This window comes from Rhodospirillum rubrum ATCC 11170, assembly GCF_000013085.1.
In the GTDB taxonomy this organism is placed as follows: domain Bacteria; phylum Pseudomonadota; class Alphaproteobacteria; order Rhodospirillales; family Rhodospirillaceae; genus Rhodospirillum; species Rhodospirillum rubrum.
Genome location: NC_007643.1, coordinates 235,260 through 253,103 on the forward strand (window position 1 = coordinate 235,260; position 17,844 = coordinate 253,103).

Sequence of the window (17,844 nt, forward strand, 5' to 3'; positions counted from 1 at the left end):
GGCGTGATTCCTGTTCCCGAACCCGCGCCCGTGGTCCGGCTCTGGTCCCTGGAGCCGTTCCCGATCCGCTTCCGTCCGAATTTCGGCGATGTCTCGACGACCGGGAGCGGGAACGGGCGGCGCGGTTCGCCCGTGCCTGCGATCGTCGCACGTTCATTTGCGCGCATGCTCTTCGGCGGGCTCTGCTGGCCAGAACCTGCAGGCTTCCGGCAGGGGCTTGGCGGTTCACTGGTCAGCCTTTGGAAAAACCGCGCATTGACCGGCGTATTGCCCCGTTTCTGGCCCATCACCGCCTTGACTGCAACTTGACCCACACGGATGGGCTGGTGGCCGCCGTGGCCGCCGTGGCCGCCGTGGCCGCCGTGGCCGCCGACGGCGCGATCGTGGGGGTGGATGCCGAGGTCCTGGGGGAGCGGGGGGACCCCGGCCCCCCTTTCTGCACACCGTCAAGACTTGGCGCGACCTCCTGGACGACCTCGTTTAAGGAAGGCGGCGATCAGCTTCTGCCGCGGTTCCGCCGCCCTTTCCGGATCTGGAGGGGGCGGAAAGGCCACCACGGAGTACGTTCGGCGCCGCCTAGGTGTTTGGTCCCGGGGGAAGCCGTGGCCGGGAGAACGCCGCACCCTTCACCGTCCCGGTTCGGCGACGCGGCTCAGCGCCGGTTCTCGGCGCTGTCCGTCGGGCGGAAGGCGAGGACCGCGTTAAGCCCGCCGAAGGCGAAGGAATGGCTCAACGCCGCCCGATGGCGGGGGGGGCTCGCCGCCCCGCTGACCGGGGCGAGGCCGCACTCTGGATCAAAGGCGGTGAACCCGGCCGTCGGCGGCACCATGGCGTCGCTGACGGCAAGGACGGTGGCGATCGCCTCCACGGCGCCGGCTGCCCCCAGGGTATGGCCGTGGACGGCCTTGGTCGAGGTCAGCATCGGTATCGTCTCGCCAAACACCTCACGGATGGCGCGGGCCTCCACGGTGTCGTTCATCACGGTGCCGGTGCCATGGGCGTTGATGTGGCCGATCTCGCCAGGGCTCAAGCCGGCATCGTCCAAGGCGGCGCGGATGGCGCGGGCGGGACCCGCCTCATGGGGGCGGGTGAGATGGCTGGCGTCCGACGACATGCCGAAGCCGGCGAGTTCGGCATAAATCCGCGCGCCGCGCGCCTGTGCCCGCTCAAGAGGTTCCAGAACCAGCATCGCCCCCGCCTCGCCAAGGCTCATGCCCTTGCGCCCCAGGGAAAAGGGGCGGCAGGCTTCCGGCGAAACCACCTGCATCGCCTCCCAGGCTTTCAGATAGCCAAAGGCGAAGGGCGCCTCGCTGCCGCCGGCGATCGCGATATCGACCATGCCCGACCGCACCATCATGAACGCCTGGCCGATGGCGTGGCTGGCGGAGGAACAGGCGGTGGAATGGGTCAGCACCGGACCGGTGAGGCCGAACTCCATGGAAATCGCCACAGCGCCGGCCGAGGGCATCACCCGCGGGATCGTCACCGGGTTCACCTGCTGGCCGCCGTGGCCATAGATGCGCAAGAACGCCTCGTCTTGCGTCAGTTCCCCGCCGATGGCCGATCCGGTGACAACGGCGCTGCGCGCCCGCAGGTCTTCGCTCCAGTCAAGGCCGCTGTCGGCGACGGCTTCGCGTGCGGCAACGAGGGCCAATTGGGCGAAGCGGTCAAGATGGCCCTGCTGCCGGCGGCCAAAGAACCGCTCGGGGTCAAAGGCCAGGGCCTGCGCCCCGAGACCGAAGCCCAGCGTCCCTTGCGCGAAAGGCGGCAACGGGGAAAACCGCGGCTCTCCGGCGCAGACGTCCGCCCAGAAGGAGGGCACCCCCACCCCGGTCGCGGCGACGATTCCCAAGCCGGTGATGGCGACGGTTCGCATGGCGGCTCCTAGAAAAATAAATATATCGCGACAGAACGAGGCGATTATTGAAATGCCATCTAAGGTTTTGTAAAGTACCTAAAGTAGTTTTATTGGTATGGGGGCACCCACCCGCATTGGCCAAGACGGGGTTGGCGATTAAGCGGGCAATCCGATTTCCAGACAAAGACACCAAAAACGGCCGTTTCCGGCCGGCTCCTTGCCCCATGGGAAAACGCAAATGAGCGAACAAGCCGCCGATGGTCCGTCGCCGCTCGCCCACCAGGTGCGGGTCCTTATCGCCGATTTTCTCGATCGCCCGCCCGAGGAGTTGGCGCCCGAGCGCCTGCTCGATGACTTCAACGTCGATTCCTTCGATTTTATCGAATTGTGCTTTCTGATCGAGGAAAAAACCGGCCTTGAGCTGGAAAAGGATCCCTCGAAAATTCGCGCCGAGGTGAAAACCTTCGCCGATATTTACCGCCTTTTGGAAAACGCCCAGCGCAAGAAGGCCGGGGCGCCCGCCTAGAGCGGTGCGCGTGAAATCTGGTTTACGCTTACCGCTCTCAGATCAGACTTATAGACCTCTTTTTGTTCCGCTTTATTCAGTATCCGGGTTGGGCGTTCAGAGAAAGTGACGCGGAGGCGCGCGTTCATTCTCTCGCGGGGGCGCCCTGGTTCGGGACGTATGCCCTGTTTTTAAAACAGGCGGATCCCGCCGTGGCGGGCCGTCTTTCAACGTCCGGGGAGAAATGATGGGACAGTATTCGTGGGCCAGCGCCGCCGCCAATCTCGTTTTTGGCTATCGCCCGGTGTGGACGCCGCAGGACACCGCGGCGCCCTATCCCTATTTCGAACCGCCGGTGGCGGCGCTGTCGAGCGTGACGCCGAACGTGACCCCCCACGATGTCGACTATTGGGCCCCCTATCCCACCATCACCTTGCATGACTCCGCCAGTTCGCTGCTTTCCGGCCTCAACGCCTATCGCGTCACCGGCTTGCAGAAGGGAGTGGTCGTCCAGCCCGGTCCGCTCATGCTCAGCGATGCCGATGGCGCGAAGGCGCTCAAGCAGGCCGGCGACTGGATCGGTCTCGATCTCGCCAAAGCCCGCAGCTACATGCTGGTGACGACGCGGCGCGCCAACGCCACCTTGCGCCATCCCTATTTCGCCGAGCCGGGGGAGGCGGACCGCGACCACTATCTGACGGCCGAGGCTTTGGCGCTGATCGCGGCGCTCAAGCCGATCGATGCCGCCCAGTTTGTCGCGCCCTTTTCCCATGCCGCCATCAGCCAGGGCGACGCCGCGTCCTATCTCGCCGCCATCACCGCGCTCGGCTCGCATGTCGTCGCCAGCGAAGTCTTCGGCGATGTGCTGTTCCAGGTCTTCGCCTTTGACGCCGAGCATTTCCGCGTGATCGAGGCGGCCTTTCAGCGTCAGGCGACCCTGCAAGCCGACGGCCATCTGGCGGTGACGGGCGCGCCGGCGGCGAGTTGGGCCTATTGGACCACCCCGGTCACCGACAACGGCTTTGGCTATGTGTCCGAGTACGGCGCGCTGCGTTTGCAAAGCCGCGACCCGGCCCTCGACGCCGCCCTCACGGAGGGGAAATGGGCGAGCCCTTATGTTCCCAAGGACATCGCCTCGATCTTCGCCTATGCGACGGACTACCGGCTTATCGAGGATTTCGAGTCGGTCGTGCCGAGCGCCCTGGTGCTGGCGCCGCTGGCCGCCTTGATCTCCAACCCCTATGTCGCCGGCCCGTGGGACCGGATCGTCAAGGGCGCCCTGTTGCAGAAATGGGGCGATGCGGTGCGCATTCCCCAGCCCTCGCCGGTCGATATCGACTGGTCCACCTTCTTTCCCGACGCCAACGCCTCCTGGGCCTCGGGTATCGTCACCCCGACCATCGACGTCTATCAGGAACTGGTCGATATCTCTCGGGTGTCCTTCCTCGGCGCCGATGTGGTCGGCGCGAATTTCCAGATGAACTCCTTTACCTGCTTTTCCCAGGTGCTGGAGGCCAATGTGCCGGCGGGCAGCGGTCCGGTGATGCTGCCAAGCGATCGCGTGGTGCTGGTCGCCGGAACCATCGACGCCAGCCGGTCGATCGAAACGCCGGTTCTCACCATGAGCGAGGCGGCGCTTCTTGGTCTTACCGTGGTGTGCGACACCATGTTCGGCGCCGTGCTTTTCGCCGCCACGACGCGGTCGGGTGCGGTGATCCGCAAGGCGGCGCTCGATGGCCTGCTCTTTGAAACCACCTCGGTCCAGCCCGCGACGGGGCGCGCCGGAGTGGCCATCGCCGGCGCGCTCGCCAACACGCCGTCGCCCGAGCTTGTGCTCAAGCTCAAGGGCAGCATCGGCATGTCGGTGACGGCGGCTGAGTCGCTCCTGCATGCCCGTAGCGACGACGCCGAGCGGATCCGCGGCATAGAGCAGGCCTATCTGCGCTGGCTCGCCTCCATCATCCCGGCCGATACCGAGGATCTCGATCTGGCCTATTCGCGCTCGCACGCCCTCTACATCGCCGAAAACGTGGCGACCTTCGGCACCGACATCGTCTTCGTGCCCTATGTGACCTATGAAACCTACCGACCCTACGTGTCGAGCATGATCACCCAGGCGCAGACCCTGTCGCAGACGATCATCGCCAACGAAATCATGATCCGCGACACGATCAACAGTTATAAGGTCATGACCTCGCTGGCCGATCTCAACGACAACGTCAAGCGGATCGGCGGCGTGCTGACGGGGTATTTCAAGGCGCTGGCCGATGGCCAGAAGGCCATGAACGGCTATTACGACCAAGTGCTCGACCAACTTGGCCAGCAGCAGGCGGAAACGCTGAAGGAGATCGCCACTCTCGGCGCCAAGCTTGATGCCCAGCGGGTGGTGATCAGCAACACCGGCGATCCCCCCGGCATCGTTCAGACCTTCCAAGACGACTACGCCGATTATGCGCGCGATCAGGTCGCCGCCTGCGTGGTTTCGGTGGTGGAGGGCCTGTTCACGGCCGGGCTCTCCATGGCCGCCATTCCCAGCGAAGCGGCGGGCGGTGTGCTGAAGGCGCTGAAGGCGTTGAAAGACACCTATGACAAGATCAAGGCCATCGTCGCCACGCTGGAAAAGCTGCAGTCGGCGCTGAAGACGATGAACAAGGTGGCCAGTCTCAACGACCTGTCCAAGACCATCGCCGCCGCCGGCAAGCTCAATGAATTGCAGATGCCGACGCAACTGGAGTTCCAGACCCTCGCCGAAAACGTCCGGGCGGCGCTCACCAATGTGCCCGACAGCGGCCGCCTCAATCAGGACAAGGCCAACCTCATCGCCGCCGTCAACACGCTTTCCAATATCGGCAGCGCACTGGTTCAAACACAGTCGCGGTCGGTGGCCCTGGCGATGGAGATCGTCAATCAAAACCGGCTGAAGACCATCAATGGCCAACAGCAGGCGTCGATGTCGGCGCTGAGCGATAAGCTCAATCTGAACAGTGTTTCCCGCCCGCCCGACATCAACAGCATCGATCTCATCGGCACGACCGGCCCGTTGCAGTTCCAGCTCAAACAAGTGCTTTCGGTTCTCGCCAACACGCTGGAGCTCCAGGACGGCGCCGTTCAATATGAATATTTCGGCGATCCGGCGATCATCACCTCATTTTCGCTGCAGAACCTGCTGGCGGTGGTGTCGCAGCAGGACCTCAATGCCATCCACGGCATCGGCAACCTCAATCCGCCGCCGCAGGATGTCGCTGATCCCATCACCTTCCGCATCACCGACGTGCCGGCGAGCCGGCTGACCGGCGGTAATACCTTCCGCTTCCAGATCGATCTCGCCGCCGTTCCCTTCCTGACCTATGACATGGTCCGCGTGCGCCGCGTGGTGCCGCGCATCGTCCAGGGCATCCGCTCCAGCGCCTCGGGGCGCTATGAACTGGCCTTCTCGACATCGGCGAACCCGTTCATGGATCGGGCCTACAACCGCAAGGCCCGGCTTTTCGCCACGGATTTGCGCAAGTTCGGCCCCTATGTCTACGATATCTCCTCTGGCGCCCTGATCAGCGGTGGTTCGGAGGGACCGTTTGACAACCGGGTGACCCAAGTCACGCCCTTTGCCGAATGGGACATCGCCCTGCCGGCCGACCGGGCCAGCAACAAGGACCTTGAAACGCGCGTCCTTCTCGATATCGAGGTCGATTTCTATATCACCGCCCATTACGACGACCCGATTCGCCGCCAGCGCGTGGTGCGGGCGGCCAATCGCAAGCTGCTGGCGGCCAATGCGCTGACGGCCAATGCCCTGGCGGCCGCCGGCGACAGCGGTCCGACCCTCGCCTCCTTGCAAACCCAGATGTACCAGAACCAAGAGGTGCTCCAGGGCTGGGATGCGGCGTTCACCACGTTGGTGGGGCCGGTCAACGCCTTCTTGTACTGGCAGTTCAACCAGATGACGGGCGGCACCAATCAGATGGCCGTCGCCAGTTACTACTGCGATAACGTCATCCCCTTTGGCAAGCTGGCGCTGACCACCGTAACCCAATTGGCGTTTTCGCTGAGCAATCCGCTGGTGCAGTTCATTCCCGGCAACGACAGCGTGACCGTGATTCAGACCATCATCAGCGGCACGATCAAGACCGGCTCCATGCAGGTGGACAAGAAAACCTTCGTGCCCGCGCAGTGCAGTCTGCCCGCCGACCCGGTGACCTTCACCGCCAACCCGAGCGACAGCACCCTGACGCTGAGTGTCAGCCCGGTGTTTGCCGAAGGCATGGTGGTGACGCTGGGCTCCACCGGCACGCTGCCCGCGCCCTTGCAAGGGGGCGACCAGACCTATTGGCTCGTCGCCCTGAAGACGGTGGGCAAAGTGACGACGGTCCAAGTGTCAGAGACCGCCGGGGGCAAGCCGATCGTGCTGACGAATACCGGGGCGGGCACGCACACCATTTCGCCCGCCATCGACTGGAACGATCCTTATGAGATTGACGTTTCGAAAAACCCCTATGTCCGCGGCAGCGTGCCGCTGGCCCAGGTGGAAGGCGTGGTGACGCCGCCCGATGGTCAGGGCAGCAAGGATGACACCCGCACGGTGCTGCTTGATTTCCCGTCGGGCTCGTTCACCTTCCAGCAGTTCAGCGTCAACCCGCCGGACTGGGACCCCGAGAAACACGGCACCCAGATTTCCAATGCGCTGGCCAATTATTTCGCCTTCCACGAAATCAAATACGTCGTGCAGACGATCAACCTCAAAAACCTCAATGCCGATACGCATCTGACCCCGAGCCTCTTCAAGCTTCACGCCGGCACCACCCGCGCCGGGAACAACATTCTGCAAATGCAGATCGTGACGACATCGAAGAAACCGCAATCGACCGGTCTAGTTCAGGTCGATGAGCCGGTGCCCTATAATCCCGCCAATCCGGTGCCGGGGGGCAGCGATTTCACCGCCTCGCTGATCCTGAGTTCCAAGCTCACCTTCGAGCATGTTTTCGTCGCGAACTTCAACCAGGGATCGGCCAACCTCCAGGCCAAGGCGGTGGCTCCGGCCCAGGGTTATCAAACCTATACCGCCAAGATCGCCAGCGGTACGGTCGCGGCGAACGTCGATTTCAAGAGTGAATATGACGTTCATGGAACACGGGTGAAGTACCGGATCTCGGCCTCGGGCAATACGATCAATTGGGATCTGGCCGGGCTGGAGTTTAAGCCTTCGGAACACGGCGGCTATGATCTTTATTACTCAAACGGCGATGCCACCAAGCCGGAGGGGGGAACGACGGTTGCCTTCCAATACAGCCAATGGATCCCGCCTTACTCGTACGACATGGTCTATGTCCCGGGCTATTGGACCGATTGGGACGACAACTCGGCCATCGCTTATGTCACCATGACCGGCAGCTATCCACTGAAGACCACGGGGCAAGGGTTGGCGCAGGTGGTCGAGTTCGCCAACACCAATCCGAGCGTGACCTTCTCCAAGGCCTCCAATCTTACGCCGCAGGGACCGTGCGACTGCAACGACAACGACCTGAAGATCGCCCTGCTCAATGCGCTCGGCGCGGCGGTGCCGGCCAAGTTGAAGGCCAGCATCGAGAAGGTGCAGTTCAAATCGATTTCGGTTCTGGCCCTGGAGTCCTTGCTGTTTCCGGCCGATCAACTGGTCAACATGCGCGACGCCTCGGTGCCGGGCGACCTGCTGGTGGTCGGCAGTTTCTATAACAAGGTGCGCAAGACGGCCGCCGCCTATGACGTCACCCTTTCGGCTTCCTCGGGGGCCAAGGGCGTGTTCGGGACGACCGCTTTCCAAAACGGCCAGGGCAACGGCAGCGCCACGATCAGCGGTCTGCCCAAGGCCTTCTCGTTCCAATACGGGCCGATCGAGCCCGCCCTGGGAGGCATGGTGACCTATACGGTCGATATCGAGGCCGGCACCATCAACCCGGGCACCCTTCTGCTTGTCGTGGTGCAGCCCGACGTCGACAAGGCTCCCAAGCAGGTGGTGCTTCTGCCGCCGGGCTTTGGGGTGGGAACCTGACGGGGGACGGACCCCACCCGGGCGCGGGTCGCCCGGGTGGGGCCCAGGCGTTTGGGAACGTTCAGAAAAGGGGGAAGGCCGTGGCCGGCGATCAGGAACGGAGGCTCGCATCATGGGGGGCGACGCTTCCAAGGCTTCAGGGGCCGGGCGCCGTGCTGGCGGTCGATTTCGACCGTGTGGCCGGGACCCTGCCGCCGGCGTTGCGATCCCTGATCGGCACCGCCCGGGATGGGGTGGCGCTCACGCCGCGGACTGGGGGCCTCGGGCTGGGTCAGGCCCTCGGCCTTGATGTCGGCGGGCCGGACCCCAAGGCCGCGCGCCTGTTTTGGCAAACCATCGATGGCCGGCGGGTTCTCAATCTGCGAAGCGCGCCTCGCGCATCGCACCAAGTCGCGGATGTGCCCCTTCCGGTCATCGCCCCCCTCGCCGGCACCGACTGGACCTTTGCGCTTGCGGGCGAGGTGACCTTTCGTCGGTTGATCGCCGATGGCTTCAATGCCCTTTCCGATCACCTCAAGCTCGAGGCGGTCCCTCCAGGAGAGGGGGGGCCGGGGGAGGCCGCGATGGACTGGTTTCTGCGTGGCCAGAACCGAATTCTGTTTCAAGGGACGATCCAATGGGGCGACGCCCCGCCGGTCAGCCGACAGCATGAGCAACTGGGGTTTGAACTGCACGGCGACGCGGACGGCCGTTTGGCCGTTCGGCAAACCCATTCGCGCGGCGCCACCCTTCAGATTGACGTTCATCTTTGCCAAAGCTTCGGCCTTGAAAGCGTCGCCGCGGCCGGCGGGGCGGAGCTCAGGCTGAAAGGCTCCGAGCTGCGGGTGTCCGGTGCGGGCATCGCCGAGGAAACGCTGATGGGAATTGTCCGCGAGCTGTTTGACGGCCCGTTCAAGCAGGCGTTGGAAGCCGTTCCGCTGTCGGCGGCGACGGCGCTTCTGGCCCAAAGCCTCCGCCTTATCGACAAGACGCCGCGGGTGACCGGTGGCGGCCTGTTCGGCCAGATGGTGCTGGTCGGAGAATTCGGCTGACCGTCGGCTTTTTGACCCGCCCTTCCTCGCACGATCAACAAGGACCCTTACCGATGCCGTCGACCGGGGCGACCTTTGACAGTCTTGTCGGCCAAATGGCCCAGAATCAAGAGGTGCTTCAGGGCTGGGACGCGGTCGTCAACGTGCTGCAAAGCGCGCTCGACGCCTTTCTTCTAAGCCATTGGCACCAGCAAACCGCCGGTCAGGGCCAGATGACCATGGTCATGGTCTGGTGCGAGGGCGTCTACAAAGCGCCGACGCCAGACCAGTATTACACCACGGTCAGCCGCTTCACGGTGACCCTCGGCCCGCCGCTGTTCCAGTTCACTTCGGGGGCCGCCCAGGTCACCGTCAGTCAGGCGGTCCTCGCCGGTTCCCTCGCGGTCGGTTCGATGATCGTGCCGCAGAGCTTCAAACCCGGCACCTGCGATTGCCAGCCCGATGATCCGCGTGTGGACTGGGGCCCGCCTGAACTCATCGATGTTGGTCAAAAGCCGGTGCTGACCGGGACGGTTCCGGTGAGCGAGGTCACAGGGGTTGTCACCCCCGGCGCCCAATCGGTGGTGCTGGATTTCGCCATGGGCGCCTTCACCTTCGGCAATATGACCCTGTCTGGCCAACCGCCGGCCGTCATTGCCGATCAGATCATGAACTGGTTCGCCGCCCATGAGGTGCGCTATTGCCTGTGTTCGGTCGACATGCGCGATTTCGGCGCCGGACCGGGCCTGACTCCGCGGGCGTTCCGCTTCAACGTGGTGACGACGCGCGGCGGCAATACGCTGGTGCAGATCATGATTTCGACGAGTGGCGCCATCCCGCCGACCCTGGGCGTTCTGGTCGATGAACCCATTCCCACCGCCGATGGCTATACTTGCAGCGTGATGATCTCATCCTACCGGCTGATGAACGATATTCTGGCCGGCGGCTTTCACAATTCGGCCGGCTTCAGCCTGTCCGCCTTCCGCGATGGCGGATCCGGCGCGGCTTGGCAAATGCGGCTTTATCCCGCCATGCACATCGCCGGCAGCTTTGATTATGGCGACTGCTGCAACCGGCATACGGACACCTACAGCATTTACGTCAATCTGATCTTTGGTGGATTTCCCGGCCCGGGTCTGCGGGTTTACGATCACATTCAGACCGGGGGTAACCTGCCGGTGACGATCGATGTCAACGGCGTGTATCCGATGGCGCTTTCCGGCCAGGGCAGGGCGCAGGGGATCGCCATCACCCCGGGCAGCATCAGCGTTTCAGTCACCGGGGCCTGCGAGAACGAGGTCAAGACCCAGCTTTCCAGCATTTTGCAGGGCTCGATCCAGAACTCGCTGACAAGCGTGTCCTTCGCGCCGGTGAGCCTGCTGGCTTTTGAAAACCTGCTTTTTCCCGACCACCTCATCACCATTGGCCGGGTGGCCGCTCCGGCCGATCTGCTTTTGGCCTGCACCTTCCAGCCGCTCGGGTGACCCCTCATGCCGATGTTTCAGCTTGGTGATCCGGTCAACGTGCTTTCCGGACTCGGCTCGGTGGCGGGGGAGGTGGCGCCGCCGCCGGGGCCGCGCCCGCTCATCGCCATTTCCCGCGCCCAACCGCCCTCCTTGCGACCCTTCGCGCCGCTAGCCGTGACGCTGCATGAGAGCCTTGGCGGTCTGCTCACGGCGCTTTTCGATGTGAGGGTCGATGTCTCGCGCGAGCACCTGGGGCAGCGCCGGCTCGACGCCGCCGCGCTGATCGCCCCCGATCCGGCGTTCTTGGCGCGGATCGGCGCCCCCGCCGCCGGCTATCTGCTCTTCACCCTCGACCGCGACGATGGCGAGGTCGTCCATGATGTGGCGTCGATCGGCATCGATGACCGCGTTCATATGGCGGACTATTGGACGGAGGCGGGCAAGCGCGCCATGGCGCGCCTGCGCTCGACGGCGACACGGCTCGACGCCGACGGCGTGTGGCGGCCGTTCGTGCGTCAGGCGCAAATGGCGCGCTATCTCGACTATTTTTATCACCACGGCACCCATTTCATCTCGCGGATCGGCTATGGCCAGCGGCTCTGGCAGGTCTTCGCCCTCCGTGCCGAGCGCATGGCGTTCCTGGTCGATCATTTTCGCCGCGTCGTTCCCGGCGGACGGGCGGAGGGAGCGCTGGCCGCGTCCTTCGCCCAGTTCTGCGGCCCCGAATGGTGTGACCGGCGGAGCGAAATCCTGGCGCTGACCCCGGAGGATACCCTGCCCGGGCTGGTGGCGGCCGGAGCGTTCAAAGGCGTCGGCGACGCCGATGTGCTTGCCGCGCCGTTCCTTGAAGCCGAGTGGCGGGCCGCCCGGCTGCTGGATGGTTTTGGCGCCGGCGGTCCCCTTCGCCTGCATCTGATGTCGCAGGCCTATCTCATGGGCGAGGGGCGCGCCCGCGTGTGGCAGAAGGTGCTCAACGTCGCCCTGGTCCAGCGCTATGGCGCCGGGACCGCCGCCGTTTCGCAGGGAGAGCCGGCGATGTCGCCGGCCCTTGCCACCGGCGCGGCGACGGGAGGCCTTGCCGATCGGCTGCGTCTTCGCGGCGGCGCCGCTGTCGCCGTGCCCGCCGGTCTGCGCGAATTATGGGTGGGCGACATCGCCGTGGAGCCCTTCGGCGCCCCCGCCGTCGTCTGCCATGCGCCGGAGGGGCTGACCCTGCATGCCGGCGAAATCGACGGCATCGTCGCGGTGGAAGAGTCGCCGTCGCGGCGCGTCACCTATGGCTGGGGCCTGAAGATGGGCCGTGATCCGCGGACGGGCCGGGTGATCGCGCTCGACGATCCGCGCCGACCCACGGCCCCCCAACTCGCCGGCGGCGTTCAGAGGCTGACCGGCCTTTTGCTCCATGGGGCGACCCTTCTCGCTCTCGGCGGGGCGGAGAGGGCGCGGGGCCAAGGCCTTGTCGCCTGGATCGGCGAGATGGTGGGGGCGGCTTCGTCCGTTCCGCCATCCGTTCCGCCAGAGGCCGCCGCAGCGGCGGGCGACCCGTGGACCAAGCTGGCCGAGGGGGCGGCGGCGCTTGGCGGCGCGCCCCCCGGCGCTCTTGATCTAGCGAAAAATCGGCACGGCGCGGCGGCCTTGCTGGCCTTGGTGCCCAGGGTGGGGATGGCGGAGCTGCGGCTGCATTGCGAAGGCGTCACCCCCCAGCTTGACGAGGATATCGACGCCCTTGCCAAGGCGCTAGCAACGGCGGTCGCCGCCGTGGACGGGCAGGAGACGCCGCTGTTCCCAGGACTGGCGACCTCGGGCGAGGCCGCCACACGCCTCTGGCTCCTCTCCCTCGGGCTCGCCTTCCCCCTTGCCCGCCTGCTGCGGCCATCCGCCGATGCGGAGGGCGCGACCTGCGGGCCGGGGCTGTCCGATCTCGCGACGGCCCTCTGGGCGCAAGAGCGCCAAGACCGCGCATCGCCCGCCCCGGCCTTGCAATCACCCCACGCGGTTTCTTCGCCATAGGCCAAATCCCCGGCACCCTGGCCCAGAGCGCGCCAGCCCTGCGCCCCGTGTGTGCAGGCGGTTCAGGGTCTGCCAATCGAACCCCTTCCAGGCCCGATCGTTGTTATGCAGGCCAAGAAGCAGCACTGCCAGAACGGCCTCGTCGATACGGTCGGTGTCGATCTCCATGCTTCCCTCCTCGTGTCTTCACGGGCACGATCATACCATCGCCAATCGCCCTGGCGGAGGGGTGGGGGGAGCGTAGCGTCCGCCCAGACAGCAGCACATGTCAGCGAATATTGGCACTATGTAATAATGAGATGGGTGGCACTTTCTTGCGCTTGTGATGGTGAAATATGAAGCCTAACGACGAGTTCAAGGAAAGTAAGGTGAAAGCCACGCCTTCTGATGCTGAGTTGGAAGCAGTGGTTATATCACTGCAAAATTCCATTCGAGAATGGGCGGCTAGGCACGAGCTTTGGTTCGACTGCGGCTTTCAGACTTACGCCCAACGAGTGGATGGTGAACCTGAAGCAGCCCCTGTTGCAACTATTTTGCATTTCAATGGAGATATTGGTCGTGCGCTAGATGGGGAATTTGGTGATCTCGATGTCGAGTTCATCGAGCTACTCGCGCGGCATGGTTTCTGGTTCGATCGGATCGATGAGGTGAGCGTTCATATCTATCCTGAGGACGATAGCCCTCTGTTCCAACCGTTCCTCGACTATGTCAACTGGCAATGGGTATGCGGGCTGGTACAGCAGGACATAGCCGATGTTCACGAGGAGCTGTATTCGCATTTCGCCAAGCGACCAGACGATTTGCATCGGCTCACATGGCGCGAGTTTGAAATTTTACTATTCAGAATATTTCAAAGCCAAGGCTTTACGTGTGAGCTCGGCCCCGGCTCGAATGATGGGGGAATTGATGTTCGCGTGCTTCAGCGCGATCCTCTCGGGGACGTACTGACGCTTGTTCAGGCAAAAAAATACTCACCGAGAAACAAAATAGATATGTCTGCTGTGGCAGCACTGCATGGTGTGGCAGATGTCGAGAATGCGCAAAAGAGCATTTTCGTGACAACATCCGATTACCTACCCTCAGCACGCAAGTTCGCTGGCCGAACGCGCATTCCGATGACACTTGCTACGTCGAACGACGTGCGGAACTGGTGTCAGAATGCAAGCGACGGGATTATTCGTGACAAATCAAAACTTGTCGCGCCATCAGCAGTATCGTACTTGCTTCAGAATCTTTCGTCGAAAGATTCCCGCATAGTCTACGCTCGTACTGGCTACTCGGTCATCACGAACCAGTTCGCGGTTGTGCTAAAGGAAACGAAGTACGCAGCCCTGTTAATGGGGATTCCTTCGCGAACGATCTCCGGTTACTGGCAGGAGGGTTTTGAAGTGCCTGACATAGGCTCTAAATGCCTAGAGGGCCTGACAGCGGATAACGTGTTCCGCGCGAAGCGGTCGGTGAGCGACGGAAAGGTGAGGTACTGGAACGGGCATGATTTATTCAGGGCTTGGAACGGCGAGCCCGTGCATTTCAATCTCTGTGATTAAGGTTATCGTTCTGCGGCGTTGAACAAGTCTTGGCCCAATAAGCTATCGGAACTTGTCCTTTTAAACCGCGACTTGAAGCGAATGCCGATATCGGTAGTTTTGTGCGCCCGCAACCAGACCCGAACAACCTCAAGGCGGTCCGCGAAAGCCGGGCGCCTTTTTCGCATGCCCGCCGTCCCTTAAAACTCCAGGTCGACGACCAAGGGCAGGTGGTCGGAGGCGCGGCGGATGCCTTGGCCTTGGGGCAGGGTTGGCCAGGGGGTCAGGCGGCGGGGGGAGGGGCGCACCAGCAGGCGGTCGAGGCGCAGGATCGGCAGCCAGCTGGGGAAGGTGCGGCGCGAGCAATCGGCGTCGAACCACGTCTTCAAGCCGGCCACCGCCGTTTGCCCCCAGGGCAGCCATTCGTTGAAATCGCCCATCAGGATCAGCGGATGATGGGCGTCGCGGCCGTCGGCGCCGGCCAGCGGTCGCGACAGGCGTTCGCCCAGCCGGCCGACCTGCCAGCGCCGCTCCTTGCGGCCCAGGCCGAGGTGGGTGACCATCACCCGCAGCGGGCCGGCCGGATGCTCGAGGGTGGCGTCCATCGCCCGGCGCGGTTCGCATCCGGGAACGGATAGATCCAGCGGCAGGGCGGCGACCACCGGCCAGCGGCTGAGAATGGCGTTGCCATAGGCGCCGCCGTCGCGTTTGAGCGTTGGCGAATGGACGGCGCGCATGCCGGTGGCGCGGGCGATCAACGTCAGCGGATCCTCGGCCTCGCCGGGATGGCGGCGCAGATCGACCTCTTGCAGGCCTACGACATCGGGCGACAGCACCGCCAGGGCCTTGGCCACCCGCGACGGATCGCGGCGGCGGTCGGTGCCGACGCAGCCATGAAGGTTCCAGCAGACGACGCGAAGGGCGATCGAACCGGCGAACCCCTCGCTCGTTGACGTGCTGTGCGGGACCAGGGGACTGGGCTGATGGAGCGTCATTCCGCCGGGCGGGCGGCCGGTCGGGCTGCCGCGTCTGATCGGGTCTCCGGCTCGGCGGTCGTCCCGGTCTCTCCCGCCGGCTTGCCCGAGGTCTTCTCGCGCTTTTCGGCCCAGCGCTGCAGGGCATGGGCGAGCACCGCCGTGGTGATGCCGACCCCGGCCAGGGCGAGCAAGCTGCCCCAGGTGGGGTCGCGCAAGCTGGCGGCGACCCGCTCGCCCAGGAACGACAGGGCGGCGATGCCCGGAGCCATCCCCAGGAGGGTGCCGACCAGATAATCGCGAAAGCGGATATGGGTGGCGCCGCACACCAGATTGACCAGGGTGAAGGGCATCACCGGCACATTGCGCAGCGCCGCCACGGTGGCCGCCCCCTGTTTGGCCAAGCGCTGGCTGAGCGCCGGAATCGCCCGGCCGCCGAAGCGCTCGATGGCGTCGCGGCCGGCCATGCGGCCGATCAGGAACAACAGCGAGGCGCTGGCGCCGACCCCCAGAAGATTGACGATCAGGGCGATCCACGGATCAAAGGCCATGCCGGTGCCGAGAATCATCACCATCACCGGAAAGCCGACCAGTCCCAGGGCGACGATGCCAAGCACGGCGACCAACGGCGCGAAGGGCGAGCTGGTCCACGATCCCAGGGCATCAAGCAGGCGATGGGGATCGGCCCATTTCAGCAGATCGGGATTGGTCCAGGCCAGCCCCAGGGCGCCGCCCACCGCCACCACCGCCGCCAGGGCCAGCCACGCCTTGCGGCGCTTGCGTCCGCCGGAAGGATCGGGCGGCGGGGCCGGCGGCAGTTCTTCGATCGACGGCGCGATCAGCATGGCCGCCGCCGTGTCGGGATCAAGCGGCCGGTCGGGATCGCACAGGCGAAGATCGGGGGCGAGGTCGGCAAGCAAGGTGGGGGTGCGGTGGGTGAAGGGCAGCAAGGTGTTGCCGGGCTTGTCGCGCAGGGCCTCGATCGCCTTGATCCACGAGCCCTCGGCCTCGATCCGCGCCGCCACCGTCTGGGCATCAAGGCCGAGCAGATCGCCCGCCAGCCGACAGGCCAAAGCAAAAAGCTTGGCGTGGAAGTCAGCGGTGCCGTCGTCTTCCAAAATAACGTCGCATTCGGTGTCGAGGCCCATCGAGCGGTTGGCCATATTGGCCGATCCGATGCGCAGGCTGGTGCCGTCGGCGATCATCACCTTGCAATGAACGTAAACGCCCCGGCCCTCGGGCTCGGCCGGCGGATCGGTTGGATCGGTGGGGTCGGCGGCCTCGGCGTTCTCCGCCCCGTTCGGTCCTTCGTCGCTGTCGCGGGCGATCGGCCAATAGGCGGCGAAACGGCCATGGCGATCGGCCGCGCGCAGGCGGTCGAGCATGTCGTCGCGGCCCTTGTCCATGATCGCCTGCTGGGCCGGGCCATCCGACCCTTGGGGCAGGATGATCACGACCTCCGGGCCGTCCTCCTCGGCAAGGCGGCGTTCGAGAACGGCGCCGACCGCCTCGCTGGTCAGATACTGCTGCTCGATGAACAGCCAGTCGCGGGCGTTTTCCAAGGTGGCGATAAAGCCGGCTTCGACTTCGCGGACCTCGGAGCGGCCGGCGTATTCGTGTTCGGTGCGGGCGATCGACACCGCGATATCGGTGAAGTCCGGCGCGATAGCGGCCGGCCAGGGATCGGAAACGGCCTCGGCCGGCGCGGGGAGGATGTCGTGGGCGGGCAAGGGCTCGGCGGTGGCCCGCTCCCAGCGGCGGCGGGCGATCTCGGTCAGGGCGCGGGCGGCGTCGCCATCGACCATGACCTGCACATCGTGCCAGGGTCGGCCAAAGGCGCCGTCCGGGTTCACCCGGCGCGGATCATGGGCGAGATGGCGCGATGTGTCCCAGCGCGAGGTGGTGAGGTCGAGACCGCCGCTGAAGGCCAAGCGGCCATCGATGGCGACGATCTTCTGGTGATGGCTGGCCAGGGCCGGCAGATCGCCGTCCTCAACGAAATGCAGGCGCGGATGACAGGCCCACAGCTTGGGCAGATCGAAGGGGACCTCGCGTTCAAGCAGGAACAGCACGGCCACCCGCCACAGCACGATGTGAATATGCAAATCGGGATTGCGTTCCAGGGCGGCCAGCAGCAGTGGCTGGAGGGCGACGGGCCAGCCGTCGGCGGCCAAACCCTGGTCGTCGATTTCGACATCGCGCAGCAAATCGACCTTGGAATGCAGTTCCCAGGCGATGATCAGCACCTCGCGGCGCGCCGCGATCACCGCTTGGCGCAGGGCCGAGAAATACGCCTCGCCATCGATGAGAATGGCGCAGCGATCGGCATGGGCCCGTCGCCAGACCGCGTCCCCGGGCAGGCGGAAGGGGGGGGGCTCTTGGTCTTCGGCGGTACGGGGGGGGCTGGCAGCAAGGGGGGGGGTGATCATGGCCGTCTCCGCCTGGGCTTTCGGGCGGGAGGCCGGCCGGAACG

At 64.8% G+C, this 17,844-nt stretch carries 11 protein-coding genes; 7 read left to right on the forward strand and 4 right to left on the reverse strand.

The window, feature by feature from the left end:
• Positions 1–3: 3 nt before the first annotated feature.
• On the forward strand, positions 4–309 hold the full coding sequence (locus RRU_RS01020; RefSeq protein ID WP_148265467.1) for a hypothetical protein: 306 nt from the start codon (positions 4–6) through the stop codon (positions 307–309).
• Positions 310–652: 343 nt separating this feature from the next.
• Here RRU_RS01020 and RRU_RS01025 read toward each other — a convergent pair whose 3' ends face one another.
• On the reverse strand, positions 653–1,876 hold the full coding sequence (locus tag RRU_RS01025; RefSeq protein WP_011388141.1) for a beta-ketoacyl-[acyl-carrier-protein] synthase family protein: 1,224 nt from the start codon (positions 1,874–1,876) through the stop codon (positions 653–655).
• Between the two features lie 220 nt (positions 1,877–2,096).
• Here RRU_RS01025 and RRU_RS01030 point away from each other — a divergent pair, with 220 nt between their 5' ends.
• The 5 genes from RRU_RS01030 (at position 2,097) to RRU_RS01050 (ending at position 12,871) form a co-directional block, all read left to right on the forward strand.
• A complete protein-coding gene (locus RRU_RS01030; protein WP_011388142.1) occupies positions 2,097–2,384 on the forward strand; it encodes an acyl carrier protein in 288 nt (95 codons plus the stop codon).
• Between the two features lie 226 nt (positions 2,385–2,610).
• The gene (locus RRU_RS01035; RefSeq protein WP_011388143.1) at positions 2,611–8,385 is read left to right on the forward strand and encodes a hypothetical protein; all 5,775 of its coding nucleotides are present in this window, start codon (positions 2,611–2,613) and stop codon (positions 8,383–8,385) included.
• 152 nt (positions 8,386–8,537) lie between these two features.
• Positions 8,538–9,416 carry a hypothetical protein gene (locus RRU_RS01040; protein WP_014625890.1) on the forward strand — a complete coding sequence of 293 codons (879 nt, stop codon included), beginning with the start codon at positions 8,538–8,540 and terminating at the stop codon, positions 9,414–9,416.
• 53 nt (positions 9,417–9,469) lie between these two features.
• Positions 9,470–10,879: a hypothetical protein gene (locus RRU_RS01045; protein WP_011388145.1), complete on the forward strand. Its 1,410-nt coding sequence runs from the start codon at positions 9,470–9,472 to the stop codon at positions 10,877–10,879.
• 6 nt (positions 10,880–10,885) lie between these two features.
• A complete protein-coding gene (locus RRU_RS01050; RefSeq protein ID WP_011387951.1) occupies positions 10,886–12,871 on the forward strand; it encodes a hypothetical protein in 1,986 nt (661 codons plus the stop codon).
• Here RRU_RS01050 and RRU_RS01055 read toward each other — a convergent pair.
• Entirely contained in the window at positions 12,845–13,039 is a 195-nt protein-coding gene (locus RRU_RS01055; RefSeq protein ID WP_011387952.1) for a hypothetical protein, read from the reverse strand. The two genes, RRU_RS01050 and RRU_RS01055, sit on opposite strands and share 27 nt — an antisense overlap.
• A gap of 200 nt (positions 13,040–13,239) precedes the next feature.
• On the opposite strand from RRU_RS01055, the gene RRU_RS01060 reads away from it, so the two are divergent.
• Entirely contained in the window at positions 13,240–14,418 is a 1,179-nt protein-coding gene (locus RRU_RS01060; RefSeq protein WP_237703816.1) for a restriction endonuclease, read from the forward strand.
• A 179-nt stretch (positions 14,419–14,597) separates the two neighbouring features.
• On the opposite strand, the gene RRU_RS01065 is transcribed toward RRU_RS01060, so the two are convergent.
• On the reverse strand, positions 14,598–15,392 hold the full coding sequence (locus RRU_RS01065; RefSeq protein WP_011387954.1) for an endonuclease/exonuclease/phosphatase family protein: 795 nt from the start codon (positions 15,390–15,392) through the stop codon (positions 14,598–14,600).
• Complete coding sequence (locus RRU_RS01070; RefSeq protein ID WP_011387955.1) at positions 15,389–17,800, reverse strand: VTT domain-containing protein; 2,412 nt, start codon at positions 17,798–17,800, stop codon at positions 15,389–15,391. Before RRU_RS01070 ends, RRU_RS01065 begins: the two co-directional genes overlap by 4 nt.
• Positions 17,801–17,844 lie beyond the last annotated feature (44 nt).

What these genes read in the sequence shown, in the direction of transcription:
- RRU_RS01050 (WP_011387951.1), top strand. Translation starts at nt 10,886, where the DNA reads ATGCCGATGTTTCAGCTTGGTGATCCGGTCAACGTGCTTTCCGGACTC.
- RRU_RS01065 (WP_011387954.1), bottom strand. Translation starts at nt 15,392, where the DNA reads ATGACGCTCCATCAGCCCAGTCCCCTGGTCCCGCACAGCACGTCAACG.
- RRU_RS01070 (WP_011387955.1), bottom strand. Translation starts at nt 17,800, where the DNA reads ATGATCACCCCCCCCCTTGCTGCCAGCCCCCCCCGTACCGCCGAAGAC.
- RRU_RS01025 (WP_011388141.1), bottom strand. Translation starts at nt 1,876, where the DNA reads ATGCGAACCGTCGCCATCACCGGCTTGGGAATCGTCGCCGCGACCGGG.
- RRU_RS01055 (WP_011387952.1), bottom strand. Translation starts at nt 13,039, where the DNA reads ATGGAGATCGACACCGACCGTATCGACGAGGCCGTTCTGGCAGTGCTG.
- RRU_RS01030 (WP_011388142.1), top strand. Translation starts at nt 2,097, where the DNA reads ATGAGCGAACAAGCCGCCGATGGTCCGTCGCCGCTCGCCCACCAGGTG.
- RRU_RS01035 (WP_011388143.1), top strand. Translation starts at nt 2,611, where the DNA reads ATGGGACAGTATTCGTGGGCCAGCGCCGCCGCCAATCTCGTTTTTGGC.
- RRU_RS01045 (WP_011388145.1), top strand. Translation starts at nt 9,470, where the DNA reads ATGCCGTCGACCGGGGCGACCTTTGACAGTCTTGTCGGCCAAATGGCC.